General features: G+C 56.6%; 27 protein-coding genes and 2 tRNA genes. 18 read left to right on the top strand and 11 right to left on the bottom strand.

Translation table 11 applies throughout. From position 1 onward, the window contains the following. Positions 1-327: 327 nt before the first annotated feature. Positions 328-418, bottom strand: a tRNA-Ser gene (locus ACVBEG_RS17015). Between the two features lie 13 nt (positions 419-431). Continuing rightward, positions 432-539 (bottom strand) — tRNA-Ser (locus tag ACVBEG_RS17020). Positions 540-660: 121 nt separating this feature from the next. On the opposite strand from ACVBEG_RS17020, the gene ACVBEG_RS17025 reads away from it, so the two are divergent. The 7 genes from ACVBEG_RS17025 (at position 661) to ACVBEG_RS17055 (ending at position 4,910) form a co-directional block, all read left to right on the top strand. Beyond that, positions 661-1,335, top strand: a complete 675-nt coding sequence (locus tag ACVBEG_RS17025; protein ID WP_322178433.1) for a Bax inhibitor-1/YccA family protein — start codon at positions 661-663, stop codon at positions 1,333-1,335. A 93-nt stretch (positions 1,336-1,428) separates the two neighbouring features. Then, complete coding sequence (tusD, locus tag ACVBEG_RS17030) at positions 1,429-1,821, top strand: sulfurtransferase complex subunit TusD (protein ID WP_322178432.1); 393 nt, start codon at positions 1,429-1,431, stop codon at positions 1,819-1,821. 1 nt (position 1,822) lies between these two features. Next, positions 1,823-2,185 carry a sulfurtransferase complex subunit TusC gene (gene tusC / locus ACVBEG_RS17035; RefSeq protein ID WP_322178431.1) on the top strand — a complete coding sequence of 121 codons (363 nt, stop codon included), beginning with the start codon at positions 1,823-1,825 and terminating at the stop codon, positions 2,183-2,185. Next, positions 2,185-2,484, top strand: coding sequence for a sulfurtransferase complex subunit TusB (tusB, locus tag ACVBEG_RS17040; RefSeq protein ID WP_322178430.1), 300 nt, complete (start codon positions 2,185-2,187; stop codon positions 2,482-2,484). The genes tusC and tusB overlap by 1 nt, the downstream gene beginning before the upstream one ends. After that, entirely contained in the window at positions 2,481-2,816 is a 336-nt protein-coding gene (locus ACVBEG_RS17045) for a TusE/DsrC/DsvC family sulfur relay protein (protein ID WP_322178429.1), read from the top strand. The genes tusB and ACVBEG_RS17045 overlap by 4 nt, the downstream gene beginning before the upstream one ends. Continuing rightward, positions 2,813-3,814: a glycosyl transferase family protein gene (locus tag ACVBEG_RS17050; RefSeq protein ID WP_322178428.1), complete on the top strand. Its 1,002-nt coding sequence runs from the start codon at positions 2,813-2,815 to the stop codon at positions 3,812-3,814. The genes ACVBEG_RS17045 and ACVBEG_RS17050 overlap by 4 nt, the downstream gene beginning before the upstream one ends. Before the next feature lie 88 nt (positions 3,815-3,902). Beyond that, the gene (locus ACVBEG_RS17055; RefSeq protein ID WP_322178427.1) at positions 3,903-4,910 is read left to right on the top strand and encodes a glutathione S-transferase family protein; all 1,008 of its coding nucleotides are present in this window, start codon (positions 3,903-3,905) and stop codon (positions 4,908-4,910) included. A 73-nt stretch (positions 4,911-4,983) separates the two neighbouring features. Here ACVBEG_RS17055 and cysG read toward each other — a convergent pair whose 3' ends face one another. The 6 genes from cysG to ftsK are packed head-to-tail and all read right to left on the bottom strand — an operon-like array spanning position 4,984 to position 12,504. Beyond that, positions 4,984-6,378 carry a siroheme synthase CysG gene (gene cysG, locus ACVBEG_RS17060; RefSeq protein ID WP_322178426.1) on the bottom strand — a complete coding sequence of 465 codons (1,395 nt, stop codon included), beginning with the start codon at positions 6,376-6,378 and terminating at the stop codon, positions 4,984-4,986. Next, positions 6,379-7,659: a serine--tRNA ligase gene (gene serS, locus ACVBEG_RS17065; protein WP_322178425.1), complete on the bottom strand. Its 1,281-nt coding sequence runs from the start codon at positions 7,657-7,659 to the stop codon at positions 6,379-6,381. Between the two features lie 16 nt (positions 7,660-7,675). After that, the gene (gene crcB / locus ACVBEG_RS17070; protein ID WP_219064433.1) at positions 7,676-8,050 is read right to left on the bottom strand and encodes a fluoride efflux transporter CrcB; all 375 of its coding nucleotides are present in this window, start codon (positions 8,048-8,050) and stop codon (positions 7,676-7,678) included. Beyond that, entirely contained in the window at positions 8,050-9,372 is a 1,323-nt protein-coding gene (locus ACVBEG_RS17075; protein ID WP_322178424.1) for a replication-associated recombination protein A, read from the bottom strand. The genes crcB and ACVBEG_RS17075 overlap by 1 nt, the downstream gene beginning before the upstream one ends. 19 nt (positions 9,373-9,391) lie before the next feature. Next, the gene (gene lolA / locus ACVBEG_RS17080) at positions 9,392-10,015 is read right to left on the bottom strand and encodes an outer membrane lipoprotein chaperone LolA (RefSeq protein WP_322178423.1); all 624 of its coding nucleotides are present in this window, start codon (positions 10,013-10,015) and stop codon (positions 9,392-9,394) included. Between the two features lie 56 nt (positions 10,016-10,071). Beyond that, positions 10,072-12,504, bottom strand: a complete 2,433-nt coding sequence (gene ftsK / locus ACVBEG_RS17085) for a DNA translocase FtsK (protein WP_322178422.1) — start codon at positions 12,502-12,504, stop codon at positions 10,072-10,074. A gap of 239 nt (positions 12,505-12,743) precedes the next feature. Between ftsK and ACVBEG_RS17090 the strand changes: the two genes are divergently transcribed. The 4 genes from ACVBEG_RS17090 (at position 12,744) to infA (ending at position 14,685) form a co-directional block, all read left to right on the top strand. Continuing rightward, positions 12,744-12,917: a hypothetical protein gene (locus tag ACVBEG_RS17090; protein WP_330201770.1), complete on the top strand. Its 174-nt coding sequence runs from the start codon at positions 12,744-12,746 to the stop codon at positions 12,915-12,917. A 4-nt stretch (positions 12,918-12,921) separates the two neighbouring features. Beyond that, positions 12,922-13,614 carry a leucyl/phenylalanyl-tRNA--protein transferase gene (gene aat, locus ACVBEG_RS17095; RefSeq protein ID WP_447108142.1) on the top strand — a complete coding sequence of 231 codons (693 nt, stop codon included), beginning with the start codon at positions 12,922-12,924 and terminating at the stop codon, positions 13,612-13,614. A gap of 44 nt (positions 13,615-13,658) precedes the next feature. Beyond that, entirely contained in the window at positions 13,659-14,366 is a 708-nt protein-coding gene (locus tag ACVBEG_RS17100) for an arginyltransferase (protein WP_322217075.1), read from the top strand. A gap of 100 nt (positions 14,367-14,466) precedes the next feature. Further along, a complete protein-coding gene (infA, locus tag ACVBEG_RS17105; protein ID WP_322178418.1) occupies positions 14,467-14,685 on the top strand; it encodes a translation initiation factor IF-1 in 219 nt (72 codons plus the stop codon). Positions 14,686-14,834: 149 nt separating this feature from the next. On the opposite strand, the gene clpA is transcribed toward infA, so the two are convergent. Together clpA and clpS are read right to left on the bottom strand one after the other, a co-directional pair. Then, entirely contained in the window at positions 14,835-17,105 is a 2,271-nt protein-coding gene (gene clpA, locus ACVBEG_RS17110; protein WP_219064426.1) for an ATP-dependent Clp protease ATP-binding subunit ClpA, read from the bottom strand. A 29-nt stretch (positions 17,106-17,134) separates the two neighbouring features. Continuing rightward, the gene (gene clpS / locus ACVBEG_RS17115; RefSeq protein ID WP_219064425.1) at positions 17,135-17,494 is read right to left on the bottom strand and encodes an ATP-dependent Clp protease adapter ClpS; all 360 of its coding nucleotides are present in this window, start codon (positions 17,492-17,494) and stop codon (positions 17,135-17,137) included. 220 nt (positions 17,495-17,714) lie between these two features. Here clpS and cspD point away from each other — a divergent pair, with 220 nt between their 5' ends. Next, complete coding sequence (cspD, locus tag ACVBEG_RS17120; protein WP_322178417.1) at positions 17,715-18,002, top strand: cold shock domain-containing protein CspD; 288 nt, start codon at positions 17,715-17,717, stop codon at positions 18,000-18,002. A gap of 98 nt (positions 18,003-18,100) precedes the next feature. On the opposite strand, the gene icd is transcribed toward cspD, so the two are convergent. After that, on the bottom strand, positions 18,101-19,357 hold the full coding sequence (gene icd / locus ACVBEG_RS17125) for an NADP-dependent isocitrate dehydrogenase (RefSeq protein ID WP_322178416.1): 1,257 nt from the start codon (positions 19,355-19,357) through the stop codon (positions 18,101-18,103). 325 nt (positions 19,358-19,682) lie between these two features. Between icd and ACVBEG_RS17130 the strand changes: the two genes are divergently transcribed. From ACVBEG_RS17130 to ACVBEG_RS17155, 6 genes are all read left to right on the top strand, one after another. Beyond that, entirely contained in the window at positions 19,683-20,129 is a 447-nt protein-coding gene (locus tag ACVBEG_RS17130; RefSeq protein ID WP_322178415.1) for an NUDIX hydrolase, read from the top strand. A gap of 50 nt (positions 20,130-20,179) precedes the next feature. Further along, positions 20,180-21,325, top strand: a complete 1,146-nt coding sequence (gene mnmA, locus ACVBEG_RS17135) for a tRNA 2-thiouridine(34) synthase MnmA (RefSeq protein WP_322178414.1) — start codon at positions 20,180-20,182, stop codon at positions 21,323-21,325. Beyond that, positions 21,325-21,945, top strand: a complete 621-nt coding sequence (gene hflD, locus ACVBEG_RS17140; protein WP_322178413.1) for a high frequency lysogenization protein HflD — start codon at positions 21,325-21,327, stop codon at positions 21,943-21,945. Before mnmA ends, hflD begins: the two co-directional genes overlap by 1 nt. A 143-nt stretch (positions 21,946-22,088) precedes the next feature. After that, a complete protein-coding gene (purB, locus tag ACVBEG_RS17145) occupies positions 22,089-23,459 on the top strand; it encodes an adenylosuccinate lyase (RefSeq protein WP_322178412.1) in 1,371 nt (456 codons plus the stop codon). Between the two features lie 61 nt (positions 23,460-23,520). After that, on the top strand, positions 23,521-24,687 hold the full coding sequence (locus ACVBEG_RS17150; protein WP_322178411.1) for a ribosomal protein uL16 3-hydroxylase: 1,167 nt from the start codon (positions 23,521-23,523) through the stop codon (positions 24,685-24,687). Further along, the gene (locus ACVBEG_RS17155) at positions 24,680-25,105 is read left to right on the top strand and encodes a GNAT family N-acetyltransferase (protein WP_322178410.1); all 426 of its coding nucleotides are present in this window, start codon (positions 24,680-24,682) and stop codon (positions 25,103-25,105) included. The genes ACVBEG_RS17150 and ACVBEG_RS17155 overlap by 8 nt, the downstream gene beginning before the upstream one ends. Positions 25,106-25,194 lie beyond the last annotated feature (89 nt).

A 25,194-nucleotide genomic window follows, 5' to 3' on the forward strand; every position in this document is an offset into this window, starting at 1 on the left:
GCGATTCGTTTTGCGAGCAAAGTCAGCTCACTTTCCTCTGGGAGATAGGTCAACTGCAGGACTGGACGTTGGTTCTTGATGGGGTAGGGATGAGCTTTCATTGGATGCTCAGCAGCTTTGAACGGCAAAGAAACCGAGGCTTTCGCAAGCGTGCAGTTGGAGACGCCTTGCCTTTCTGGTGCGCAGCAGAATGCAGTAGCGTGCAACTGGGTGGATGCATGCTTGGGATTCTGATCTTTGGGGGGAATTGATGACAGCCCGGGGCTTTGCGGATGAGCAGGCATAAAAAAGGGCCTAGATCGCTCTAAGCCCTGATTTTACTGAGTTTGGCGGGAAACCAGGGATTCGAACCCTGGGAACGCTATTAACGTTCGCCGGTTTTCAAGACCGGTGCATTCAACCACTCTGCCAATTTCCCGGGTGCTTCAATGCGGAGGTGCGTAGCGTGCAGTCAGGATGTACCTAAGATAAGAACTCATGGACCTGTTACAGTCGGCAGTTTTCAAGACTGCTGCCTTAAACCACTCGGCCACACCTCCGTTGCGTTGCGGGCGCCATAATACCCGAATGAAACACACTGTCAAACTCTCTTCATAACTAGCGGCAAAGCGTCTGTTATGATCTTTGCGTCTTAACATTTCAATCACCAGGAGTTGCGCCATGCGCGAACAGGATTACGCAGTGAACAACGGCGTGCAGGCCGAGCAGCTAGAGGTTAGCCGCGTCCTGCGCAATACATATGGTCTTCTGGCTATCACCCTTGCTTTCAGCGGTTTGATGGCTTTTATCGCTCAGCAGAATCACGTTCGTTACCCGAACGTATTCGTTGTGCTGATCGGTTTTTATGGCCTTTTCTTTCTTACCAATAAATTACGCGACTCGGCGTGGGGCTTGGTATCGACCTTCGCTCTGACCGGTTTCATGGGTTACCTGCTGGGCCCGATTCTCAACCGTTACCTGGGAATGCAGGGCGGTGCTGAGGTTGTCAGTTCCGCGTTTGCGATGACCGCGCTGGTATTCGGTGGTTTGTCCGCCTACGTGCTGATCACCCGCAAGGACATGAGCTTCCTCGGTGGTTTCATCACTGCTGGCTTCTTCGTCCTGCTGGGCGCGGTGCTGGCCAGCATGTTCTTCCAGATCAGCGGGCTGCAATTGGCGATCAGCGCAGGTTTCGTGCTGTTCTCCTCCGTTTGCATCCTGTTCCAGACCAGCGCCATCATCCAGGGCGGCGAACGTAACTACATCATGGCGACCATCAGCCTGTATGTATCGATCTACAACCTGTTCGTCAGCCTGTTGCAGCTGTTTGGCCTGATGGGTGGCAGCAGAAACTGATTCTCTGTTGAGCTTCAACAAAAAGCCCGCTTAGCGGGCTTTTTGCTGTCTGACTCTATTATCATTGCCCAAGATTCGTTGACTGAGCCGACCATGAAGTTCTCCATTGCCCTTTTTTCTGCGGCCCATGAGCCCTCCTCCCGCCGCGCCCTCCTGTTTGCGCAGGCGGTGCTGGCTGGCGGCCATGAGATTGTCCGGCTGTTTTTCTATCAGGAAGGCGTGCACATCGCGTCGGGCAATATCGTCACGCCTCAGGATGAGCAAGATCTGCCACGCCAATGGCGCGAGTTCGTCACCCACCATCAGCTCGACGGTGTCGTGTGCATCGCCGCCGCCTTGCGACGTGGCGTGCTTAATAAAGAAGAAGCTCAACGCTATCAGCGACCAGCAGCCAATGTCTCAGCGCCGTGGGAGTTGTCGGGGCTAGGCCAACTGCATGATGCGGTGCAGGCAGCCGACCGACTGATCTGCTTCGGAGGACCTTGAGATGCCAGCATCACTATTAATTATCAGCCGTCAGGCGCCTTGGTCCGGCCCGGGCGCGCGGGAAGCGCTGGATATCGTATTAGCGGGCGGCGCGTTCGATTTGCCCATCGGATTACTGTTTCTCGATGATGGCGTGCTGCAGCTTTTGCCCGAGCAACAGGCTGCTCAAGTGCAACAGAAGGACTTGACGGCCAATTTGAAGGCATTGTCACTGTTCGGTGTAGAGGACATTTTTGCCTGCAACGACAGCCTGGTAGAACGCGGAATTCCCCCTAAGGAGTTAAATTTGGATACGCTGCAGCTACTTCAGGCGTCAGAAATTTCCGCGATTATTGACCGTTACGACCAGGTGATAACGCTCTGATGTCGACCTTGCATGTTTTGTCTCACTCCCCTTTTGCAGACAGCCGCCTGACCAGCTGTCTGCGCGTGCTCGGCCCGGACGACGCCATCCTGCTCTGCGGTGACGCGACGTATGCCTTGCGCCCTGATTCCGCGCCGCGCCGCGCATTGGAGAAACAAATAGAGTCGCTAAAGCTGTTCGTGCTTGAAGAGGACATCCTGGCGCGTAACCTTGAGATTCCGCACGGGGTCGAAAGCGTCGATTACCCAGGGTTCGTCGCATTATCGATCTGCTTCGACAAGGTCAACACTTGGCTATGAAACAGCTGACGATTGCCGAACACAGCATTGCACTGGACAAGGATGGTTTCCTGGTAGACCTGAACGACTGGTCAGAAGAGGTTGCAACAGCCTTGGCCTTGCGGGAAGAAATCACCCTCAGCCCGGAACACTGGGAGATTCTGCAACTGCTGCGGGCTTTTTATACCGAGTTCCAGCTGTCGCCCGCGACTCGCCCGCTGATCAAATACACGGCGTTGAAGCTAGGCCCTGAAAAGGGCAACAGCATGCACCTCAATCGCCTGTTCAATGGCACCCCCGCCAAACTCGCCGCTAAGCTGGCGGGCCTGCCCAAACCGACGAATTGCATATGACCGAATTTGCCCCGCTGATCACAGAAACACCTGCCGAACATCCGTTCGCCCAGTTCGTGCGCATCCTGGGCAAGGGCAAACGGGGCGCCCGCGACCTTACTCGCGTAGAAGCGCGTGAAGCCATGGGCATGCTGCTCGATGAGAAAGTCGAAGACACCCAGCTTGGCGCCTTTCTGATGCTGTTGCGGCACAAGGAAGAAAGCGCGGAGGAACTGGCAGGCTTCACCGAGGCGGTACGTGAACGCTTGCAGACCCCGGCATTGCACGTCGATATCGACTGGCCGACTTACGCCGGCAAGAAGCGCCATCTGCCGTGGTACTTGCTTGCGGCCAAGTGCCTGGCGCAAAACGGTGTGCGCGTGTTGATGCATGGTGGCGGCGCGCATACCGCAGGGCGCCTGTACAGCGAACAACTGCTAGACCTGCTGGGCATCCCGCTGTGCCGCAACTGGCAGGAGGTCGGTACGGCGCTCGAGCAACACAACCTGGCGTTCATCCCGCTAGGGGATTGGGCGCCGCAGTTGCAGCGAATGATCGACCTACGCAACATCCTCGGCCTGCGCTCCCCTATCCACTCACTGGCACGAGCCCTCAATCCTCTGGGCGCTCGTTGCGGCCTGCAAAGTATCTTCCATCCCGGTTATCAGGGCATGCACCGCGAAGCCAGTGGTTTGCTGGGTGACAACGCCATCGTGATCAAGGGCGATGGCGGTGAAGTCGAAATAAACCCGGACACCATCAGTCACCTTTACGGCACTACAGCCGGGCAAAGCTGGGATGAGGAGTGGCCTGCGCTGTCACCAAGACGCCATGTCAAACCGGCCACGCTCGACCCGACACAGTTAACGGCACTCTGGAGAGGTGAAGTCGAAGACAGCTACCCGCAGCTGGCCTTGATTTCGACCATTGCTCTGGCCTTGCGCGGCCTTGGAACCCCACGCGATGCCGCCTTCGAATTGGCTCAGCAGTACTGGGATAATCGCGACAGATCTATTTAATCGATCATAGTCGCCCATGCTTTGCACTATTCGTTCGAACCAATGCAATTAGACTGGCCTCCAATGCAAAAGAGCTTAGGAGTCAGACATGGGCCTTCTGGTCGACGGACGCTGGCATGATCAGTGGTACGAAAGCAGCAAAGACGGCGCCTTCCAGCGTGAAAACGCGCAACGCCGTCACTGGATCACCGCTGACGGCCAACCCGGCCCCAGCGGTGAAGGTGGCTTTGCAGCACACGCTGGCCGCTATCACCTCTACGTTTCCCTCGCCTGCCCATGGGCCCATCGCACACTGATTCTGCGCAAACTCAAAGGTCTGGAAAGCTTGATCGACGTGTCCGTGGTCAGTTGGCTGATGCTGGAAAATGGCTGGACCTTCGATAAACAAAAGGGCTCCAGCGGTGACAAGCTTGATGGCCTGGACTTTCTTTATCAGCGCTACACCGCCGATGACGCCGCCTACACTGGCCGCGTGACCGTGCCATTGCTGTGGGATAAACAGCAACAACGTATCGTCAGCAATGAGTCGTCCGAGATCATCCGCATGTTCAACTCGGCGTTCGATGGCCTGACCGGTGATCGCCTGGATTTCTACCCTGAACCGCTGCAACAGCAGATTGATCGATTGAATGATCGGATCTACCCAGCAGTCAATAATGGCGTTTACCGCGCAGGCTTCGCCACTTCGCAAGGCGCTTACGAGCAAGCATTCGATGGATTGTTTGCAGAACTGGATTGGCTGGAGGTGCTGCTTGGCGAGAAACGTTACCTGGCCGGTGAGTACCTGACCGAGGCCGATGTACGCCTGTTCACCACCCTCGCTCGCTTCGACGCGGTGTATTACAGCCACTTCAAATGCAACCTGCGCCGCATTGCCGATTATCCGAACCTGAGTAACTGGTTACGCGAGTTGTATCAGTGGCCGGGCATCGCTGAGACGGTGGACTTTGAGCACATCAAGGGTCACTACTATGCGAGCCACCGGACCATCAACCCGACCGGGATCGTACCTAAAGGACCAGCGCTGCACCTCCACGCCAGCCATGACCGCGAACGGCTTACAGGCCGTGGAATCTGGCACAAAACTGGAGTTTGAGGATAAGGCATGAGGTGCTGCCTTGATCACCCGTAAACCCGGATCATCAAGGCATGCACTTAAAGCAGATGCGCTAGAGCTGTCCTTGAGCGCCTTCGAACCACGCCAGTTTTTCTCGCAACTGGACCACTTCGCCGACGATCACCAGCGTTGGCGCATGCACTTCATGCTCAGCGACCAGTTGTGACAAGTTGGCCAATGTGCCAGTGAATACCCGTTGATTCGAGGTGGTGCCCTGCTGAATCAGCGCTGCAGGCGTGTCCGGGGAACGGCCATGCTGGATCAACTGTTCACAAATAATCGGCAAGCCGACCAGGCCCATGTAAAACACCAATGTCTGCGCCGGTGAGACCAGATCGCTCCAGGGAAGGTCCGTGGTGCCGTCTTTCAAATGCCCGGTAACAAAGCGCACTGATTGCGCGTAATCACGGTGGGTCAGCGGAATACCGGCATAGGCTGCGCAACCGCTGGCAGCAGTAATGCCTGGCACCACCTGAAACGGAATACCGTGGGCCGCCAGCTCTTCGATCTCTTCGCCACCACGCCCGAAGATGAACGGATCGCCGCCTTTGAGACGCAGTACACGCTTGCCTTGCTTGGCCAGAACAACCAACTGCTGATTGATCTGATCCTGCGGCAAAGCGTGATCGGCACGCTGTTTACCGACATAGACTCGCTCGGCATCGCGCCGGCAAAGTTCCAGAATCGCCGGCGCCACCAGGCGGTCGTAAAGCACCACATCGGCTTGCTGCATCAGACGTAAAGCGCGGAAGGTCAGCAAATCCGGATCGCCCGGCCCTGCGCCCACCAGATACACCTCGCCGGGTGCGCTGGGCGCCTCACCATTGATTTTAGCAATCAGCAGACGCTCGGCTTCAGCGCCCTGCCCGGCCAACTGGCGATCAGCGACAGGTCCCTGAAACACCTCTTCCCAAAATGCCCGGCGCTGCTGAACATCGGGGAACAGGTTTTTCACCTGACTGCGGAATCGCGCCGCCAAGCCGGCCAATTGGCCATACGTCGAGGGAATCCAGGTTTCAAGCTTGGCGCGAATCAACCGCGCCAGCACCGGCGCATCACCGCCACTGGACACCGCAATCACCAACGGTGAACGGTCAACGATTGCAGGGAATATAACGCTGCACAACGCAGGCGAATCCACCACGTTGACCGGCACACAACGCTGCCGGGCATCTTGCGACACCTGAGCGTTAAGCGGCTCGTCATCGGTGGCGGCGATGATCAGCACGCACCCCACAAGGTCGCCTTGGGCATAGCCACGTAAAATTAGTTCGCCGCCGCTGCGCTCCACCAACTCGCACAATTGCGCTTCTATCTCGGGCGCAACCACCCGCAATAACGCACCGGCATCAGCGAGCAAGCGTGATTTGCGCAAGGCAATTTCACCCCCGCCGACCACCAGCACGCGACTGCCACGCAGGTTATGGAACAGCGGCAGGAATTCCATTTAGCCTATAACCTCAAGCCCACCCATGTAGGGTTTGAGTACTTCAGGAACACGGATAGAACCGTCGGCCTGCTGATAGTTTTCCAATACGGCGACCAGCGCCCGACCTACAGCCAGACCGGAACCGTTCAGGGTGTGAACCAATTCTGGCTTACCGGTTTCCGGATTACGCCAGCGCGCTTGCATACGTCGCGCCTGGAAATCGCCACAGTTGGAGCACGAGGAAATTTCGCGGTATTTGTCCTGGCTTGGGATCCAGACTTCAAGGTCGTACGTCTTCACCGCACTGAAGCCCATATCACCGGTGCACAAGGCCAGTACGCGGTAAGGCAGTTCCAGCAGTTGCAGAACGCGCTCAGCGTTGCCGGTGAGTGTTTCCAGTGCCGCTTGCGACTGGCCAGGCTCTACGATCTGAACCATTTCGACTTTATCGAACTGGTGCTGACGAATCATCCCGCGTGTATCGCGACCCGATGCACCGGCCTCGCTGCGAAAGCATGGGGTATGCGCAACAAACTTCAGCGGTAATTGCTTTGGATCGAGAATTTCGCCAGCAACGATATTGGTCAGCGACACTTCCGCAGTCGGGATCAAGTACAGATCCGCCTCGCCTTCGCGAGTGATCTTGAACAGGTCTTCCTCGAACTTCGGCAACTGGCCTGTGCCCTGCAACGCGGGTGCCTGTACCAGGTACGGGGTGTAAGCCTCTTCGTAGCCGTGATCGGTGACGTGCAGGTTGATCATGAACTGCGCCAATGCACGATGCATGCGAGCAATAGGGCCCCGCAACAACGCGAAGCGGGCGCCAGACAACTTGGCGGCGGTTTCGAAATCCAGCCAGCCGTACTTTTCGCCAAGCTCGACGTGGTCCTTGACCTCGAAGTCAAACACGGTAGGTGTGCCCCAACGACGAACTTCAACGTTGTCGTCTTCATCCGCGCCGACTGGAACCGATTCGTGTGGCAGGTTCGGCATGCTCAGCAGCATCCCGTCCAGCTCGGCCTGAATATTATCCAGTTCGACTTTACCGGTGCTCAGTTCGTCAGCCATACGCTCGACGTCGGCCATCAACGGCGCGATGTCTTCGCCGCGCTGCTTGGCCTGACCGATGGATTTGGAGCGGGCATTACGCTCGGCCTGCAACTGTTCTGTGCGGGTCTGGACGGTCTTGCGCTGGTTTTCCAGCGCTTCGATGCGGGCCACGTCCAGGGTAAAACCACGGGACGCCAGGCGATCCGCTACGTCCTGAAGTTGGGTACGTAACAGTTTGGAATCGAGCATATCGTTCTCTCGTCTATCAAAGTTTGGTCAAGGACAGGCCAGCCCACGTCGCGAGCAGCCCGCCGAATACGGTGATTGCCGCGTAGCCCAGTGCCAGCGGCACCTGCCCGCTTTCCAGCAAGCGCAGCGTATCCAGTGAAAAAGATGAAAATGTCGTCAGGCCACCCAAAAAACCTACCATCAGGCCTGCACGAAGCTCGATCGGTACTTCGGGACGCAACAGGAACAGTCCGTACAGATAACCAATCAGCAAGCAGCCGACGATGTTAACGGCCAATGTTGCGGTGTAGAAGTGTCGCGGCCAGTTCGCCGAGATCCAGCTGGCGGTGGCGAAGCGCAATAATGTACCAGCGATACCCCCGGCGGATACTGCAAGAATCAATCGAATCACTACTTTCTCCGCTTACGTGGGCTTGCTTTGTCCAGTGCCGCCAGGTGATTAAGCTTTTCTCCGATCTTCAGCTCAAGGCCACGCGGTACCGGCTGGTAGTACTGGCGCGGCTCAAGATCGTCCGGAAAGTAGTCTTCGCCAGCGGCATAAGCGTCGGGCTCATCGTGGGCGTAACGGTATTCTTCGCCATAGCCCAGCTGCTTCATCAGCTTGGTCGGCGCATTACGCAGGTGCAGCGGAACCTCCAGCGAACCATGTTCGGTCGCTTCGCGCATCGCTGCCTTGAAGCCCATGTACACGGCGTTACTTTTTGGCGCGCAGGCCAGATAAACGATGGCCTGTGCCACCGCCAGCTCACCCTCGGGGCTGCCCAGACGCTCCTGCACATCCCACGCCGACAGGCATAACGTAAGCGCCCGAGGGTCAGCATTGCCGATGTCTTCACTGGCCATGCGCACAACACGGCGCGCCAGGTACAACGGATCGCAACCGCCATCGATCATCCGCGCGAACCAGTACAACGCCGCGTCAGGGTTGGAACCGCGAATCGACTTATGCAGCGCTGAAATCTGATCGTAAAACGCTTCGCCGCCCTTATCGAACCGACGACGACTGTCGCCAAGCAGGCTTTGCAGCAGCTCGACACTGATCTCGGTGCCATCTTCGGCGAGGTCGGAAGCGTTCTCCAGCAGGTTGAGCAAACGCCGGCCGTCACCATCAGCCGCAGCCAGGAGCATCTTGAAACCTTCGTCGCTCAGGCTCAGTTGATGTTTGCCCAGACCACGCTCTTCCGTCAGTGCACGCTGCACCAGTTTGTACAACGCCGCTTCGTCGAGGCTTTTCAGGACATAAACCCGCGCACGGGAAAGCAAGGCGTTGTTCAGTTCAAAAGACGGATTCTCAGTGGTCGCGCCGATAAAAATCAGAGTGCCGTCTTCTACGTAAGGCAGGAAGGCGTCCTGCTGCGACTTGTTGAAACGATGCACTTCGTCGACGAACAGAATGGTTCGGCGACCGTATTGCCCCGCCTGCTGCTTGGCAATCTCGACGGCTTGACGGATTTCCTTGACCCCGGCCAACACTGCCGAGACCGTTTCGAAATGCGCATCCGAGACTTTCGCCAACAGCCGTGCCAGCGTGGTTTTACCCACGCCCGGCGGCCCCCAGAAGATCATCGAATGCAAAGCGCCCTGCTCAAGCGCCTCACGCAGAGGCTTGCCATGAGCGAGCAGATGTTCCTGACCGACGTATTCATCCAGATTGGCCGCACGCAAGCGCGCGGCCAAGGGCTGAGCTATCGGATCGCTACGAAACAAGTCCATGGGCCGCGGTTAAAACCTCTTATTCCTGAATGACATCAGCGCCTTTCGGGATATTGAATTTGAATTTGCCGGCAACAATCGGCTCGTTGGCTTTCACGCCCGTGAACAGGATATTGGTGCGCTGGCCGACGCTGTCAATCAACTGCATGTCATTGATGACGCCATTGCGAAAAGACAGCCGCAGGCTGTCGAACAGTGTGTCCTTGGTCTTGGGTTTGAGCACAAAGTCGATCACGCCGCCGGCTTCCTTCGCGCTGATGTCAAAGCTTTCGCTGATCTTGGACACATCACCGGACAACAGCAATGCAGGGGTCTGGGTCAGCCGCTGGTCGAGGGTCTTGATTGTCACCTGTTCCAGATCCGGGTCCCACAACGAGACTTTTTTCCCGTCGGATACCATCAACTGTTCCTGAGGCGCGTCTGTATGCCAATAGAACAGGCCTGGACGCTGCAACGCCATGTCACCGGCTGTTTCCTGCAATTGGGTACCGCCGCCGTCCAGTGTCAATTGAGAAAACCGGGCGGTCAGGGTTTGTGATTTTTCAAGCAACTGAGTGAGTCGCGCGACATCTTTGCTATCGGCATAGGCCGGGATAGCGGAAAAAGCCAGTGCAGATACCAACAGCATGCGGATAAGACGCATGGGAGTCCTCATTGAATTCAGTGGAGCCCAGACAGCGCACTGTCGCGCTGTCTGGGTTAGTCGCGCATTGGGCTCGGTGCGATGACCTCACGCGAGCCGTTGGTGTTCATGGACGTCACAACGCCCGCCATTTCCATTGCTTCGATCATTCGGGCGGCGCGGTTGTAACCGATCTTCAGCTTGCGCTGCACCGCGGAAATGGAAGCGCGGCGGCTTTCCAGGACGAAACGTACCGCTTCGTCATACAGAGCATCGCTTTCGCTGTCATCCGAGCCTTCGCTGCCGCCATCAAAGCCACTACCGGGCTCTTCAACGCCCGCAAGGATGTCTTCGTTGTAGTCAGGTGAGCCACGCAACTTCCAGGCCTCCACGACGCGGTGGACCTCTTCGTCAGACACAAAAGCACCATGGACACGAATGGGCAGACTGGTACCCGGCGGCATGTACAGCATGTCACCGTGACCGAGCAGTTGTTCGGCGCCGCCCTGATCGATGATGGTCCGCGAATCGATCTTGCTCGATACCTGAAACGCCATGCGAGTAGGAATGTTGGCCTTGATCAAACCAGTGATCACGTCCACCGATGGCCGCTGGGTCGCGAGAATCAAGTGAATACCAGCTGCCCGGGCTTTCTGGGCGATTCGGGCGATCAGCTCTTCGACCTTTTTGCCGACGATCATCATCATGTCGGCGAATTCGTCGACCACTACCACGATGGTCGGCAATTTGGTCAGCAGCGGCGCTATGTCGTGCATGCTTTCGCGTTTGTACAACGGATCTTCGAGCGGCGTGCCGGCGTCTTGAGCTTCTTTGACCTTGTGATTGAAACCCGACAGGTTACGCACCCCCATCTTCGCCATCAGTTTGTAACGCCGCTCCATCTCGGCGACGCTCCAGCGCAGGGCGTTGGCCGCGTCCTTCATGTCGGTGACGACAGGGCACAGCAGATGCGGAATGCCTTCGTAGATCGACAGCTCAAGCATTTTCGGGTCGATCATGATCAGTTTGGCGTCTTCCGGCCCCGACTTGAACAGGATCGACAGGATCATCGCGTTGACCCCCACCGACTTACCGGAACCGGTAGTACCGGCCACCAGCAGGTGCGGCATCTTCGCCAAGTCGGTAATCACCGGCCTGCCGCCAATGTCATGCCCCAGGGCCAGAGTGACCGGGGACTTGGCGTCATCGAATTCCGGAGTGGACAACACCTCGGAGAAGCGCACGATCTGCCGGTCTTCGTTAGGAATCTCGATGCCGACGGTGGTCTTGCCCGGGATGACTTCAACCACACGCACACTGGTCACGGCCAGCGAACGCGCCAGATCCTTGGCCAGGTTGGAGATTCGACTGACCTTGACCCCGGCGGCGGGCTGAATTTCGTAGCGCGTGATCACCGGTCCCGGATGAATGGAGTCAACGGTGACTTCCACACCAAACTCTTTGAGTTTGATTTCCAGAAGATGACCGACGGCAGCCAGCGATTCGGGGGAGTAGTTGAGCTTTTTCTTCTCTGCCGGATCAAGGATCGAAATCGGCGGCAAGGTACCTTCCACCGCGCTGTCGATGAACAATGGCGCCTGTTTCTCTTTCTGCACGCGCTTGCTCGGCTCCACCACTTTGGCCGGCGCCGGAGCAATCACCGCGGGTACGTGATTTGCGCGCTCGGTCATGTGTTTGCTGAGGGCTTGTTCGCGCTCGATCAAACGCTCTTTGGCCTTGGCCTGCTCCCGGCGATCAGGGGCGACAGGCGCCACCACTTCACTGACACGGGTATCAACCTCACGCAGTTGCGCAACCATCTGCTTGCGCTCGCCACGGGCCGTCCACCAGCGATTGGCCGCGCCCTGAAACAACTCGAACAGGTCAAGCGTGATCTTGCCGGTGACATCCATCACCTTGAACCACGAAAGATCGGTAAAAACCGTCAGGCCAAACAGAAACAGCGCAATGAACATCAGGGTGCTGCCCTGGATATTCAACGCGTTTTTTGCCAGATCGCCCAGACTTTCGCCCAGCGCACCACCGGCCGATGCTGGCAGGCCCGCAGTGAAGTGAAAGTGAATATGGGCCAAGGCCGCACCAGACAATACCAGGAAGACCAGGCCGATCAGGCGCCAGGAGAACAACCAACCGCTCCACTGCCACGGCTCATGACGCTGACGAAAGATTTGATACGTCTTGACCGCCAACAACAGCGGGAAGATGTACGCAAAATAACCCAACACCATGAACAATATGTCAGCCGAGAATGCGCCAGCGCGCCCCGCAGCATTCTGCACCTGCCGGGCACTACTGGTATGGCTCCAACCGGGGTCGGCCTGATCGTAGGTCAATAACGCCATCATCAGATACAGGCACAGGGCGCCGATAGCGATCAGCGCACCTTCCTTGAGCCGGTAGTGCAACTGTTGACGCCAGAGCGGAATGGAACTGGATGCTACGGTGGATTTCTTCAAAACGCTTCTTTTCCTGCGCCTTAGCGCGAACATCTGATGATTGACTACGAAATACTGCTGTCTAGCGTTCGGTAAAAATGAAACAAATGGATACGCTTATCTACAACCCGGCTAATCACTTGAAAAAACACCAATAAGGGCGGCATTGTACGGGTTTGCACCGCCGTTGCCACGCTAGTCTGGCTTGCGTGTAGCATATCTTCAAGCGCCGGACGAACGACTCAATTTGAGCATGCATTGTCTTTCGTGACAAAGGCTTATGGAGTGTTTTTATGAACGACATCAAACATCCGGATCCTGCCGTGTCGCACACCCAAGCCATTGATTGCATCGTTTGGCTACACACATCGGCCTCAGGTTTCGTCAACGGGACCGTCTACGACCACACCGACGCCATAGAGTTGCAGCCGTCGAGTGTACCGCCCTCCCCCTTCGATAAGTCTTGATACCATGCTGACCTGGTTACAACGTAACGACCTGACCTTTCCTCCACTGGAAAAAGCCATGCGTGAGCCGAACGGCTTGCTGGCCGCAGGCGGTGATCTATCCGCCGACCGCTTGATTCAGGCTTATCGTCATGGCTGCTTTCCCTGGTTTCAGGAGGGACAGCCGATCCTGTGGTGGTCACCAGATCCGCGCACGGTATTATTTCCCGAGGAACTGCACATTTCTCGCAGTTTGGGCAAAGTGTTGCGCCAGGGGCGCTACCAGGTGACATTTGATCAGGATTTCACAGCCGTCATTCAAGCGTGCGCCGCGCCGCGCGATTACGCCGATGGCACCTGGATCACCGACTCGATGCAATCGGCCTACCTTGAACTGCATCGACGCGGCTATGCCCACAGCGTGGAGGTTTGGGAGCAGGATGCCTTGGTCGGAGGCCTTTATGGCCTGGCAATAGGCCGGCTGTTTTTTGGCGAGTCCATGTTCAGTCGGGCGGACAACGCCTCGAAAGTCGGCTTTGCCACGCTGGTCGAGCGCCTGAAGGCGTGGGGTTTCGTACTGATCGACTGCCAGATGCCAACCGAACATCTGCACAGCTTCGGCGCCAGAGCGATTACCCGCACCACATTTGCCGACTACCTTCGCCAGCACCTGGATCAACCTAATATCGCCGACTGGCTGCCTAGGCGAGTTTCATAGCCTGACATACACTCTTAACTAGAGATTTTATCCGAGGGTTGATCATGACAGAGCTGGCGCGGCTTAAGTTTTATGCCACTCAACCCCATTCCTGCAGCTATTTGCCTGAGGAACAAGCGACGACGCTGTTTCTGGACCCTAGCCAGCCGATGGATGTTCAGGTGTACGCCGATCTTTCCGACATGGGTTTTCGCCGCAGCGGAGACCATCTTTACCGGCCTCACTGCCAGAATTGCAGCGCGTGCGTTCCTGCTCGCATTCCTGTGGGACTGTTTGTTCCAGATCGTCAGCAAAAGCGCATTTTCAAGCGCAATGCCGATCTGCAGGTGACCCCGACTCAGCCACGATTCAGCGAAGAGTACTTCGACCTGTATCAGCGCTATATCGAGCAGCGGCATGCTGATGGCGACATGTACCCCCCTAGTCGTGACCAGTTTTCAACATTTCTGGTACGCGACCTGCCTTTCTCGACATTCTACGAATTTCGCCTCGACGAACGCCTCTTGGCAGTCGCCGTTACTGACCTTTTACCCACCGGCCTTTCGGCGGTTTATACATTCTATGAACCAGGCGAAGAGCGCCGCAGTCTGGGCCGCTACGCGATTCTCTGGCAGATCGCCGAGGCGACCAGATTGCAGCTCCATGCGGTCTACCTGGGCTACTGGATAAAGAACTGTAAAAAGATGAATTACAAAACCCAATATCGGCCCATTGAGCTGCTTACGAACCAGAGATGGGTCACTCTTTATTGAAGCACTTGGCTTAACCCCTATTTTTCGGGCACAATGCACGCCGCTTTTGCCTGGAGCAGTTGCACCAGGCCACTCATCGGATACCGAGGCCTTTTACTACATGGCGAAAGAAGAAGCTTTTGAACTGGAAGGCACGGTCGTCGACACCCTGCCCAACACCATGTTCCGTGTGGAGTTGGAAAATGGGCACATTGTCACCGCGCATATTTCCGGCAAAATGCGTAAGAATTACATCCGTATTCTTACCGGCGACAAGGTCCGCGTCGAGTTGACGCCCTACGACTTGAGCAAAGGGCGTATCACTTACCGCGCCCGCTAACAGGTCTTAACAAAAACGCCCGGCCTGTGCCGGGCGTTTTTGTGTGAGCGGGATTTGGCTTCCCGCACTGTCGCGCAACACAGATTTCGCCCATGAAAAGCCCCGTACCACCCGATCAAAGGTGAGATACAGGGCTTTTTGGTTTTGGCTTAAGCCATTTCTGCCGTTGTTTCGAAGTCGAAGGTCATTTCTCCGTCCTTGACGTCGATATGCACCACGCCACCGTGCTCGGCCAACTCACCGAAGAGAATCTCTTCAGCCAGCGGACGCTTGATCTTGTCTTGGATCAAACGAGCCATGGGTCTTGCACCCATCTGCGCATCGTAGCCACTTTCAGCCAACCAGGTTCTGGCGGCGTCAGTCACTTCAAGCAGCACACGCTTGTCTTCCAGCTGCGCCTGCAGTTCGGTAAGGAACTTGTCCACCACACTTTTGATGACCTCATGATTGAGGCGACCAAACTGGATAATGGTGTCCAGACGGTTACGGAATTCCGGCGTGAAACTTTTCTTGATCACTTCCATTGCATCGGAAGAGTGATCCTGATGCGTGAAGCCAATCGAGGCACGCGCAGCAGTTTCTGCGCCAGCGTTGGTGGTCATGATCACGATCACGTTGCGGAAGTCCGCCTTGCGCCCGTTGTTATCAGTCAGCGTACCGTGGTCCATGACCTGCAGCAGCAGGTTGAAGACTTCCGGATGCGCCTTCTCGATTTCATCGAGCAGCAGTACGCAATGCGGCTGCTTGGTAATCGCCTCGGTCAGCAAACCACCCTGATCGAAGCCAACATAACCCGGCGGTGCACCGATCAAGCGCGAAACGGTATGACGCTCCATGTACTCGGACATATCGAAACGCACAAGTTCAATGCCCAAGGCTTTGGCCAACTGCCTAGCCGCTTCGGTCTTGCCGACCCCCGTAGGACCTGCAAACAGGAACGAACCGACCGGTTTATCCGGCGATTTCAGACCGGCGCGCGACAACTTGATCGCGGTCGACAGCGAATCAATCGCTGCATCCTGACCAAACACGGTCATTTTGAGGTCGCGCTCAAGATTACGCAGCAGTTCCTTGTCGGAGCTGTTGACATGCTTAGGCGGAATACGCGCAATCTTGGCAACGATATCTTCAACCTGAGCCACTTCGATACGCTTCACGCGCTTCTCGATGGGCTGCAAGCGCTGATAAGCCCCGGCTTCGTCGATAACATCAATGGCCTTGTCCGGCATGTGCCGATCATTGATGTAGCGCGATGCTAGCTCGGCAGCGGCGCGCAATGCCTCGTCGCTATACTCGATACCATGATGCTGCTCGAAACGCCCCTTGAGCCCTCTCAGGATGCCAATGGTGTCTTCCACGGACGGTTCGGACACATCAACCTTCTGGAAACGCCGCGCCAAAGCCCGATCTTTTTCGAAGATCCCGCGAAATTCCTGGAACGTTGTCGAGCCGATGCAGCGGATATCCCCCGAAGACAGCAGCGGCTTGAGCAGATTCGATGCATCCATCACACCACCAGAAGCAGCACCTGCGCCGATGATGGTATGAATTTCGTCAATGAACAAAATCGCCTGCGGACGCTTTTTCAGCTCATTGAGCAACGCTTTGAAGCGCTTCTCGAAGTCGCCACGGTATTTGGTCCCGGCCAAGAGCGCACCCAGGTCGAGGGAATACACCACGCTATTGGCGAGCAGGTCAGGCACTTGATTGTCGACGATACGCTTAGCCAGACCTTCGGCGATGGCGGTTTTACCCACCCCGGCCTCACCGACAAGCAGCGGGTTGTTTTTGCGACGACGCGCCAGAATCTGCGCCACACGCTCGACTTCCATCTCACGTCCGACCAATGGATCAATCCGGCCCTGACGCGCCAATTCATTCAGGTTGCTGGCGTAGGCATCCAGAGGATTGCCTGAAGAAGAAGACTCGCCGCCCTCGTCATCCTGCATATCTTGCTCACCTTCCGAGTGATCGCCATGCCCTGGCACTTTGGAAATACCATGAGCGATGTAATTGACGACATCAATCCGTGCAACGCTCTGCTGTTTGAGCAGAAACACTGCCTGGCTTTCCTGCTCGCTGAAAATGGCAACCAGAACGTTAGCGCCAGTGACTTCACGCTTGCCCGAGCTTTGGACGTGAAAGACAGCACGTTGCAGTACCCGCTGAAAGCCCAGGGTCGGCTGGGTTTCGCGATCCTCGTCATGGACAGGAATCAACGGTGTCGTGGAGTCGATGAACTCCTGCAGATCATGCTTGAGTTTGTCGAGGTTTGCGCCACAAGCGCGCAAGACGGTCGCGGCAGCCTCATTATCCAAAAGAGCCAGCAAGAGATGTTCAACCGTCATGAATTCATGACGCTTGGAACGTGCCTCCTTGAAGGCAAGATTGAGGGTGACTTCGAGCTCACGGTTCAACATAGCTTCACCTCATACCCAAGTGGTCGGCGTTAACCGTCCTTCTCGATCTCACAGAGTAGCGGATGCTGGCTTTCCCTGGCGTATTGGTTGACCTGCATTGCCTTGGTCTCGGCGATATCGCGGGTAAACAATCCACATACTGCCCGTCCCTCTGTATGGACGGCCAGCATGACCTTCGTCGCCAGCTCGCGATTCAGGTTAAAAAACACCTCGAGCACTTCGACGACGAAATCCATCGGTGTGTAATCATCATTAAATATAACCACCTTGTACATCGGTGGCGCCTGCAGTGCTGGCTTGGCCTCCTGTAGCACCACTCCAGCAGCACCATCCTCGTGTGTCGGACGGTCCTGATTGAATGTTAGTCGAATCTGGCTGAATGCATGCATGGAAAGAAAGGTTCGTAGGTGGGCGGGTTCAGTAATTAGTCGCAGTCTGACCGGTTTTCAAGTGGACCGCCGCATGACCTTGACTATCGGCAAAACGGTGTTACAAAGAATAGAACCCACATTGGGTAAAAAGGGTCCGTGCAGTCAACCAAATTTTTTTCGGTCCGGCGGATGAGGTGGATCATACTCCAGACGGAGTCCTTTGCAGAGGGATGTGAGCATGGCAAGCAGTAACCCCAAGCGCGGCAAGGTTAAGTGGTTCAACAACGCAAAAGGCTACGGATTCATTATTGAAGACGGCCAGAGCGAGGATTTGTTCGCCCATTACTCGGCGATAAAGATGGACGGCTACAAGACCTTGAAAGCAGGTCAGGCCGTTAATTTTGACATCATTCAGGGGCCCAAAGGTTTGCACGCTGTAGAGATTGCAGCTGCGAGCGAGACCCAAACCTCCTCCCCTGTCGACGTTCCAAATCTGACCCATCAACCGCTGGATGTAACTGCCTGATTCGTCAGCAATCAGGCCGCTAAACCAAAAACCAGCCGAAAAAAAACCGGCCAGTTCAAGTTAATTGAACTGGCCGGTTTTGCTTAGCGCCGATCAGCTCACATGTGAGAGATCAGGGCATCGCCGAACGCAGAAGAAGACAGCAGTTTAGCGCCATCCATCAGACGTTCGAAGTCATAGGTCACTGTCTTGGCCGAGATTGCGCCGTTGGTGCCTTTGATGATCAGGTCAGCAGCTTCGACCCAACCCATGTGGCGCAGCATCATTTCAGCAGACAGGATCAACGAACCTGGGTTCACCTGATCTTTGCCAGCGTACTTCGGTGCAGTACCGTGGGTCGCTTCGAACATCGCAATGGTGTCGGACAGGTTAGCGCCCGGAGCGATGCCGATACCGCCAACTTCAGCAGCCAGTGCGTCGGACAGGTAGTCACCGTTGAGGTTCAGGGTCGCGATCACGTCGTATTCGGCCGGGCGCAGCAGGATCTGCTGAAGCATGGCGTCGGCGATGGCGTCTTTAACGATAACGTTCTTGCCGGTTTTAGGGTTCTTGAACTGCATCCAAGGACCGCCGTCAAGCAAGGTAGCGCCGAATTCTTCAGCAGCCACTTCGTAGGCCCATTCTTTGAAGGCACCTTCGGTGAACTTCATGATGTTGCCTTTGTGCACAATGGTCAGCGAGTCACGGTCGTTGTCGACGATGTACTGCAGAGCCTTGCGTACCAGACGCTTGGTGCCTTCCAGAGAAACCGGCTTGATGCCGATACCGCAGTTTTGATCAAAGCGGATCTTGGTAACACCCATTTCCTCTTTGAGGAACTTGATGATCTTGATCGCTTCCGGCGAACCGGCTTTCCACTCGATGCCAGCATAAATATCTTCGGAGTTTTCACGGAAGATAGTCATGTCGACGTCGCCTGGCTTCTTGACCGGGCTAGGCACGCCTTCGAACCAACGCACTGGGCGCAGGCAGACGTACAGGTCCAACTGCTGACGCATGGCAACGTTCAGGGAACGAATGCCGCCGCCGACTGGAGTGGTCAGCGGGCCCTTGATAGAAACGACGTAGTCTTTAACAGCGTCCAGGGTTTCCTGAGGCAGCCAGGTATCCTGATCGTAGACTTGAGTGGCCTTCTCGCCAGCGTAGACTTCCATCCAGGAGATTTTGCGCTCGCCGCCGTAAGCCTTTTTAACTGCAGCATCAACAACTTTCATCATGACCGGGCTGATGTCGACGCCGATACCATCACCTTCAATGAAAGGGATGATCGGGTTGTTCGGCACATTAAGAGAATGGTCTGCGTTGACGGTGATTTTGTCGCCGACTGCTGGAACCTGAATCTTCTGGTATCCCATGCTGGACTCCGTTTCTTTCGTGGTCTGACATCTGCTGCGCGGATAGCGCAACGGATGGATATTTGGGTCGCGAAAAGGCGCATCATTCTTGTAGCTTTTCTACAGAAAGTCACGCACTTTTCCATCGTCCGATGTCACCCTCACCTGCTACAACCCCCTGAATGCAGGGCATGTAGCCACACTACAAAGCGACTACATCGCTGCTTTGGATGAGCTGACATCACTCCAGAACCAAACGTCGGTTCGCTGAAAAACAGGGCGAACAGCTATTATGGCTCCTCTCGCGGCCAAGCGACGCCGCTTAATTAAAGGAGATCCACCTTTCATGCGTTTTATTCCGCACGTGACCGTGGCAACCGTCATCGAAGACGAGGGCCGTTTCCTGATGGTCGAGGAAGTCGCTGAGGGCCGAGCCGTATTTAATCAGCCTGCCGGGCATTTGGAAGCCGACGAAAGTCTGATCCAGGCCGCTCTACGCGAAACACTGGAAGAAACCGGCTGGGATGTGGAGCTGACCGGCGTGATCGGCATCTACCTGTACACCGCCCCCAGCAACGGCGTGACTTACCAACGCGTCTGCTTCGCCGGCAAGCCATTGCACCAACGACCCGATTACACGCTCGACGAGGGCATCATTGGACCACGCTGGCTCACTCGAGAAGCGCTTATGGAGCAGCGCGACCGCTGGCGCAGCGAACTGGTGATGCGCTGCATCGACGATTATTTGACCGGCGAACGCTTCGGTTTAGGCTTACTGCGTGAGACTGCTTGATCACGGCCTGTTAGAATTGCGTCCTTTTTGAAGCCACCCATTGAATTCCTATGCGTGATCCAGCCCCCCACGATCCAGCTCCTCATGATCCAGAAAGGACCCGCGTCATTGTCGGTATGTCCGGCGGCGTGGACTCTTCCGTCTCTGCCCTCCTGCTGATTGAGCAGGGCTATCAGGTGGAAGGCCTGTTCATGAAGAACTGGGAGGAAGACGACGGAACCGACTATTGCACCGCCCGCGAAGACCTGGCCGATGCGCAGGCCGTGTGCGACAAAATCGGCATCAAACTGCACACCGCCAACTTTGCCGCCGAGTACTGGGACAACGTGTTCGAGCATTTCCTGGCTGAATACAAAGCCGGACGTACGCCCAACCCGGACATCCTTTGCAACCGCGAGATCAAGTTCAAGGCATTTCTCGATTACGCCATGATGCTCGGCGCAGACCTGATCGCTACAGGCCATTACGTCCGTCGTCGCGACATCGACGGCCGCACCGAACTGCTCAAAGGCCTGGACCCGAACAAGGACCAGAGTTACTTCCTGCATGCTGTGGGCGGCGAGCAGATCGCCAAGACCCTGTTCCCGGTCGGCGAGCTGGAAAAACCTGCCGTGCGCGCCATCGCGGAAAAACACGAACTGGCCACAGCAAAGAAAAAAGACTCCACCGGCATCTGCTTCATCGGTGAGCGTCGTTTCAGCGACTTTCTCAAGCAGTACCTGCCCGCCCAGCCCGGCGAGATCAAGACGACCGAAGGCGAAGTCATCGGCCACCATCATGGACTGATGTATCACACCATCGGCCAGCGCCAAGGGCTCGGCATCGGCGGTTTGAAAGACGCGAGCGACGACCCGTGGTACGTACTGGCCAAGGACCTGGAAAACAACGAGCTGATCGTCGGTCAGGGCAATGATCATCCGTGGCTGTTCTCCCAGGCACTGACGGCGTCGGAAATTTATTGGGTCAACCCGATCGATCTGAGCACCCCACGTCAACTGACCGCTAAAGTGCGTTATCGCCAAAGCGACCAGAAATGCACGCTTGAACAGACAGCCACCGGCTACCGCGTCACGTTCGAAGAACCCCAGCGCGCAGTCACACCAGGCCAGTCCGTGGTGTTTTACGAGGGCGAAATCTGCCTGGGAGGCGGCGTCATCGAAGTGGCCGAGCCTTGGCACAGCAAGGACAAGCGCTGATGACTCCGATGCAAGAGCAACTGGTCGCCTTGGGCGGTGTATTCCAGGCGGCCGTGCTGGTCGACAAGATTGCCAAAACTGGCCAGGTCAGTGAAGCGGCGCTCGGCTGCATGCTGGGTAGCCTGCTGGTCATGGACCCCAAAGACACACTGGAAGTCTACGGCGGTGACGACCTGAACCTGCGCGAGGGTTATCGTTCGTTGGTCAGCGCACTGGAAAGGGACCCGACCAGCCTGCAACGCGAACCACTGCGTTATGCCCTGTCGATGCTGGGCCTGGAGCGGCAATTGGCCAAGCGTGACGACCTGCTAGAAGTAATCGGCAAACGCTTGCCGCAGATCAAGTCCCAGGTTGAGCATTTCGGCCTGGTTCACGACAACGTAATTGCCGCGAGCGGCGCGCTTTATCAGGACACACTGAGCACATTGCGCCAACGAATTCAGGTTCATGGCGACATGCGTAATCTGCAACAACCCAACAATGCGTCGAAAATTCGCGCCCTGCTGCTGGCCGGTATTCGCTCCGCGCGATTATGGCGACAGCTGGGCGGTCATCGCTGGCAATTGGTCATCAGCCGTCGCAAGCTACTCAAAGAGCTTTACCCGATGTTGCGCGGCTGATTCGCAACGCTGTACGGCTACCCCTTGAACACCGACACTATTAACTATTGCGCGCTCTACGCTGGTCAGTCCGAACAGAACTGACCAGCATTTCATGTATGATATGCGCCCCTTTTCGTTGCCCGACTGTCCGAGAGCACCCCATGCAGCTTTCTTCGCTCACTGCGGTTTCCCCTGTTGACGGCCGCTACGCCGGCAGAACCCAGGCCCTGCGCCCGATTTTCAGTGAATACGGCTTGATCCGTTTTCGCGTCATGGTTGAAGTACGCTGGCTTCAGCGCCTGGCTGCTCATCCGCAAATCACTGAAGTTCCGGCCTTTTCGGCTGAAGCCAACGCGATCCTCAATACGCTGGCCGAGGACTTCTCCACCGTCCACGCCGAACGCGTCAAAGAGATCGAGCGCACCACCAATCACGACGTCAAGGCCATTGAGTACCTGCTCAAGGAACAGGCCGCCAAGCTGCCTGAGCTGGCCAATGTCAGTGAGTTCATCCACTTTGCCTGTACCAGTGAAGACATCAACAACCTGTCCCACGCGCTGATGCTGCGCGAAGGTCGCGACGGTGTGTTGCTGCCACTGATGCGCCAGATCGCCGAATCCATTCGCGAGCTGGCCGTACGCTTCGCTGACGTACCGATGTTGTCGCGCACCCACGGCCAACCAGCATCTCCGACCACTCTGGGCAAAGAGCTGGCAAACGTGGTCTATCGCCTGGAGCGCCAGATCGCTCAGGTGGCTGCTGTTCCGCTGCTGGGCAAGATCAACGGCGCAGTCGGCAACTACAACGCGCACATCTCGGCTTACCCGGACATCGACTGGGAAGAGAACGCACGCGCGTTCATCGAAGACGAGCTGGGTCTGGGCTTCAACCCCTACACCACGCAGATCGAACCGCACGACTACATCGCCGAGCTGTTTGACGCGATCGCTCGTTTCAATACCATCCTGATCGACTTCGACCGCGACATATGGGGCTATATCTCCCTGGGGTATTTCAAGCAGCGCACCATCGCTGGCGAAATCGGCTCATCGACCATGCCGCACAAGGTCAACCCTATCGACTTCGAAAACTCCGAAGGCAATCTGGGTATCGCCAACGCTCTGTTTCAGCACCTGGCCAGCAAGTTGCCGATTTCCCGCTGGCAGCGCGACCTGACCGACTCCACCGTTTTGCGTAACCTGGGCGTGGGCTTCGCCCATAGCATCATCGCGTATGAAGCCAGCCTTAAAGGCATCAGCAAACTGGAACTCAACGCGCAAAAAATCGCCGCCGAACTGGATGCGTGCTGGGAAGTGCTGGCCGAACCGATTCAAACGGTCATGCGTCGCTACAACATCGAGAACCCGTACGAAAAGCTGAAAGAGCTGACGCGGGGCAAGGGCATCAGCGCTGAAGCACTGCAAACTTTCATCGACGACCTGGAAATGCCTGCGCAAGCCAAGGCTGAGCTGAAAAAGCTCACCCCGGCCAATTACATCGGCAATGCCGTGGCTCAAGCCAAGCGCATTTGACCCGCAACAACTTTTGCACACGCCCGGCTGTGCCGGGCGTTTTCATTTCAAGGGCTTACAAATGAATCCTGATATTCCTCTTCAACTTCTGGGCGGCATCAGCGCGCGTGAATTCCTGCGTGACTACTGGCAGAAAAAACCGCTCCTGATCCGTCAGGCGCTGCCGGACTTCCAGAGCCCGATCGACGCCGACGAACTGGCCGGCCTCGCCCTGGAAGAAGAGGTTGAGTCCCGTATAGTTCTCGAGAATGGCGAGCGCCCTTGGGAACTGCGTCGCGGTCCGTTTACCGAAGACGAGTTCAGCAAGCTGCCAGAACGCGACTGGACCCTGCTGGTGCAAGCGGTTGATCAGTTCGTACCCGAAGTCAGTGAGCTGCTGGAGAACTTCCGATTCCTGCCCAGCTGGCGCATCGACGACGTCATGATCAGCTTCGCCGTGCCAGGCGGAAGCGTTGGCCCGCACTTTGATAACTACGATGTGTTTCTGCTGCAGGGCCAGGGCAAACGCCACTGGCAGATAGGCCAAATGTGCGATTCCGAGACCCCACTGCTGAAACACGCAGACCTGCGCATCCTCTCGGGCTTCGAAGTCACTGATGAGTGGACCCTGGAACCGGGCGACATGCTGTATTTGCCGCCGCGCTTGGCCCATTGTGGCGTCGCCGTGGATGACTGCATGACCTATTCGGTCGGTTTCCGCGCGCCAAGCGCAGCTGAGGTGCTAACGCACTTCACCGACTTCCTCAGCCAGTTCCTGCCGGACGAAGAACGCTACACCGACGCTGACGTACAGCCGGTCAGCGATCCGCACCAGATCCAGCGTGACGCCCTCGACCGTCTGAAAAGCTTGTTGGCCGAGCACATGAGCGACGAGCGGTTGCTGTTGACCTGGTTTGGCCAATTCATGACCGAGCCACGCTATCCCGAGCTGGTCGTCGGCCCCGAACTGGAAGAAGAAGACCTGTTCCTCAGCCTGGAGCAAGGGGCGATACTGATCCGTAACCCGAGCGCGCGCCTCGCCTGGTCTGAAGTCGATGACGACCTTCTGTTATTTGCCAGCGGTCAGAGTCGGCTGTTGCCGGGTAATCTGCGCGAACTGCTCAAACTGATCTGCGCTGCCGACGCATTGCACAGCGAAAACCTCGACCCATGGCTGGCCGATGAATATGGACGCAACCTGCTCTGCGAGCTGGTCAAACAAGGAAGTCTGGGGTTTGCCGATGAATAAGATCTCCGTACGTGTCGCCGATTGGCAGAAAGATAACGCCGACATTCGGCGTATCCGGGAAGCCGTTTTTATCGCAGAACAATGCGTACCACCTGAACTGGAATGGGATGCCGAAGACGCCAGTGCAGTGCACTTTCTGGCATTTGAGGGTGACTTTCCCATTGGCACTGCCCGCTTGCTGCCTGACGGTGAAATCGGGCGCCTATCGGTGCTCAAAGACTGGCGCGGCCTGAAAGTCGGTGATGCACTGATGGAAGCAGTGATTGGCGAAGCCGAGCGCCGCGGCCTGAAGCAACAGATGCTCAGCGCACAGGTCCAGGCCACACGCTTCTATGAGCGCCTGGGCTTTGTCATTGTCAGCGGAGAGTTTCTCGAAGCCGGGATCCCTCACGTCGACATGGTGCGCGGCGCAGCGTAATCGCTAGACTTAGCGAAGATGCATCCCTGACGCCCCGCCCGCTTCACCCTAGGCTAACTATGCTGAGGTCGAAGATGTCGGGGCGTTTT

It is taken from the genome of Pseudomonas sp. GG8 (assembly GCF_052976945.1).

Bases quoted from the DNA above. Each gene is read 5' to 3' on its own strand.
- ACVBEG_RS17025 (WP_322178433.1), top strand. From the start codon at position 661: ATGCGCGAACAGGATTACGCAGTGAACAACGGCGTGCAGGCCGAGCAG.
- tusD (WP_322178432.1), top strand. From the start codon at position 1,429: ATGAAGTTCTCCATTGCCCTTTTTTCTGCGGCCCATGAGCCCTCCTCC.
- tusC (WP_322178431.1), top strand. From the start codon at position 1,823: ATGCCAGCATCACTATTAATTATCAGCCGTCAGGCGCCTTGGTCCGGC.
- tusB (WP_322178430.1), top strand. From the start codon at position 2,185: ATGTCGACCTTGCATGTTTTGTCTCACTCCCCTTTTGCAGACAGCCGC.
- ACVBEG_RS17045 (WP_322178429.1), top strand. From the start codon at position 2,481: ATGAAACAGCTGACGATTGCCGAACACAGCATTGCACTGGACAAGGAT.
- ACVBEG_RS17050 (WP_322178428.1), top strand. From the start codon at position 2,813: ATGACCGAATTTGCCCCGCTGATCACAGAAACACCTGCCGAACATCCG.
- ACVBEG_RS17055 (WP_322178427.1), top strand. From the start codon at position 3,903: ATGGGCCTTCTGGTCGACGGACGCTGGCATGATCAGTGGTACGAAAGC.
- cysG (WP_322178426.1), bottom strand. From the start codon at position 6,378: ATGGAATTCCTGCCGCTGTTCCATAACCTGCGTGGCAGTCGCGTGCTG.
- serS (WP_322178425.1), bottom strand. From the start codon at position 7,659: ATGCTCGATTCCAAACTGTTACGTACCCAACTTCAGGACGTAGCGGAT.
- ACVBEG_RS17075 (WP_322178424.1), bottom strand. From the start codon at position 9,372: ATGGACTTGTTTCGTAGCGATCCGATAGCTCAGCCCTTGGCCGCGCGC.
- lolA (WP_322178423.1), bottom strand. From the start codon at position 10,015: ATGCGTCTTATCCGCATGCTGTTGGTATCTGCACTGGCTTTTTCCGCT.
- ftsK (WP_322178422.1), bottom strand. From the start codon at position 12,504: ATGTTCGCGCTAAGGCGCAGGAAAAGAAGCGTTTTGAAGAAATCCACC.
- ACVBEG_RS17090 (WP_330201770.1), top strand. From the start codon at position 12,744: ATGAACGACATCAAACATCCGGATCCTGCCGTGTCGCACACCCAAGCC.
- aat (WP_447108142.1), top strand. From the start codon at position 12,922: ATGCTGACCTGGTTACAACGTAACGACCTGACCTTTCCTCCACTGGAA.
- ACVBEG_RS17100 (WP_322217075.1), top strand. From the start codon at position 13,659: ATGACAGAGCTGGCGCGGCTTAAGTTTTATGCCACTCAACCCCATTCC.
- infA (WP_322178418.1), top strand. From the start codon at position 14,467: ATGGCGAAAGAAGAAGCTTTTGAACTGGAAGGCACGGTCGTCGACACC.
- clpA (WP_219064426.1), bottom strand. From the start codon at position 17,105: ATGTTGAACCGTGAGCTCGAAGTCACCCTCAATCTTGCCTTCAAGGAG.
- clpS (WP_219064425.1), bottom strand. From the start codon at position 17,494: ATGCATGCATTCAGCCAGATTCGACTAACATTCAATCAGGACCGTCCG.
- cspD (WP_322178417.1), top strand. From the start codon at position 17,715: ATGGCAAGCAGTAACCCCAAGCGCGGCAAGGTTAAGTGGTTCAACAAC.
- icd (WP_322178416.1), bottom strand. From the start codon at position 19,357: ATGGGATACCAGAAGATTCAGGTTCCAGCAGTCGGCGACAAAATCACC.
- ACVBEG_RS17130 (WP_322178415.1), top strand. From the start codon at position 19,683: ATGCGTTTTATTCCGCACGTGACCGTGGCAACCGTCATCGAAGACGAG.
- mnmA (WP_322178414.1), top strand. From the start codon at position 20,180: ATGCGTGATCCAGCCCCCCACGATCCAGCTCCTCATGATCCAGAAAGG.
- hflD (WP_322178413.1), top strand. From the start codon at position 21,325: ATGACTCCGATGCAAGAGCAACTGGTCGCCTTGGGCGGTGTATTCCAG.
- purB (WP_322178412.1), top strand. From the start codon at position 22,089: ATGCAGCTTTCTTCGCTCACTGCGGTTTCCCCTGTTGACGGCCGCTAC.
- ACVBEG_RS17150 (WP_322178411.1), top strand. From the start codon at position 23,521: ATGAATCCTGATATTCCTCTTCAACTTCTGGGCGGCATCAGCGCGCGT.
- ACVBEG_RS17155 (WP_322178410.1), top strand. From the start codon at position 24,680: ATGAATAAGATCTCCGTACGTGTCGCCGATTGGCAGAAAGATAACGCC.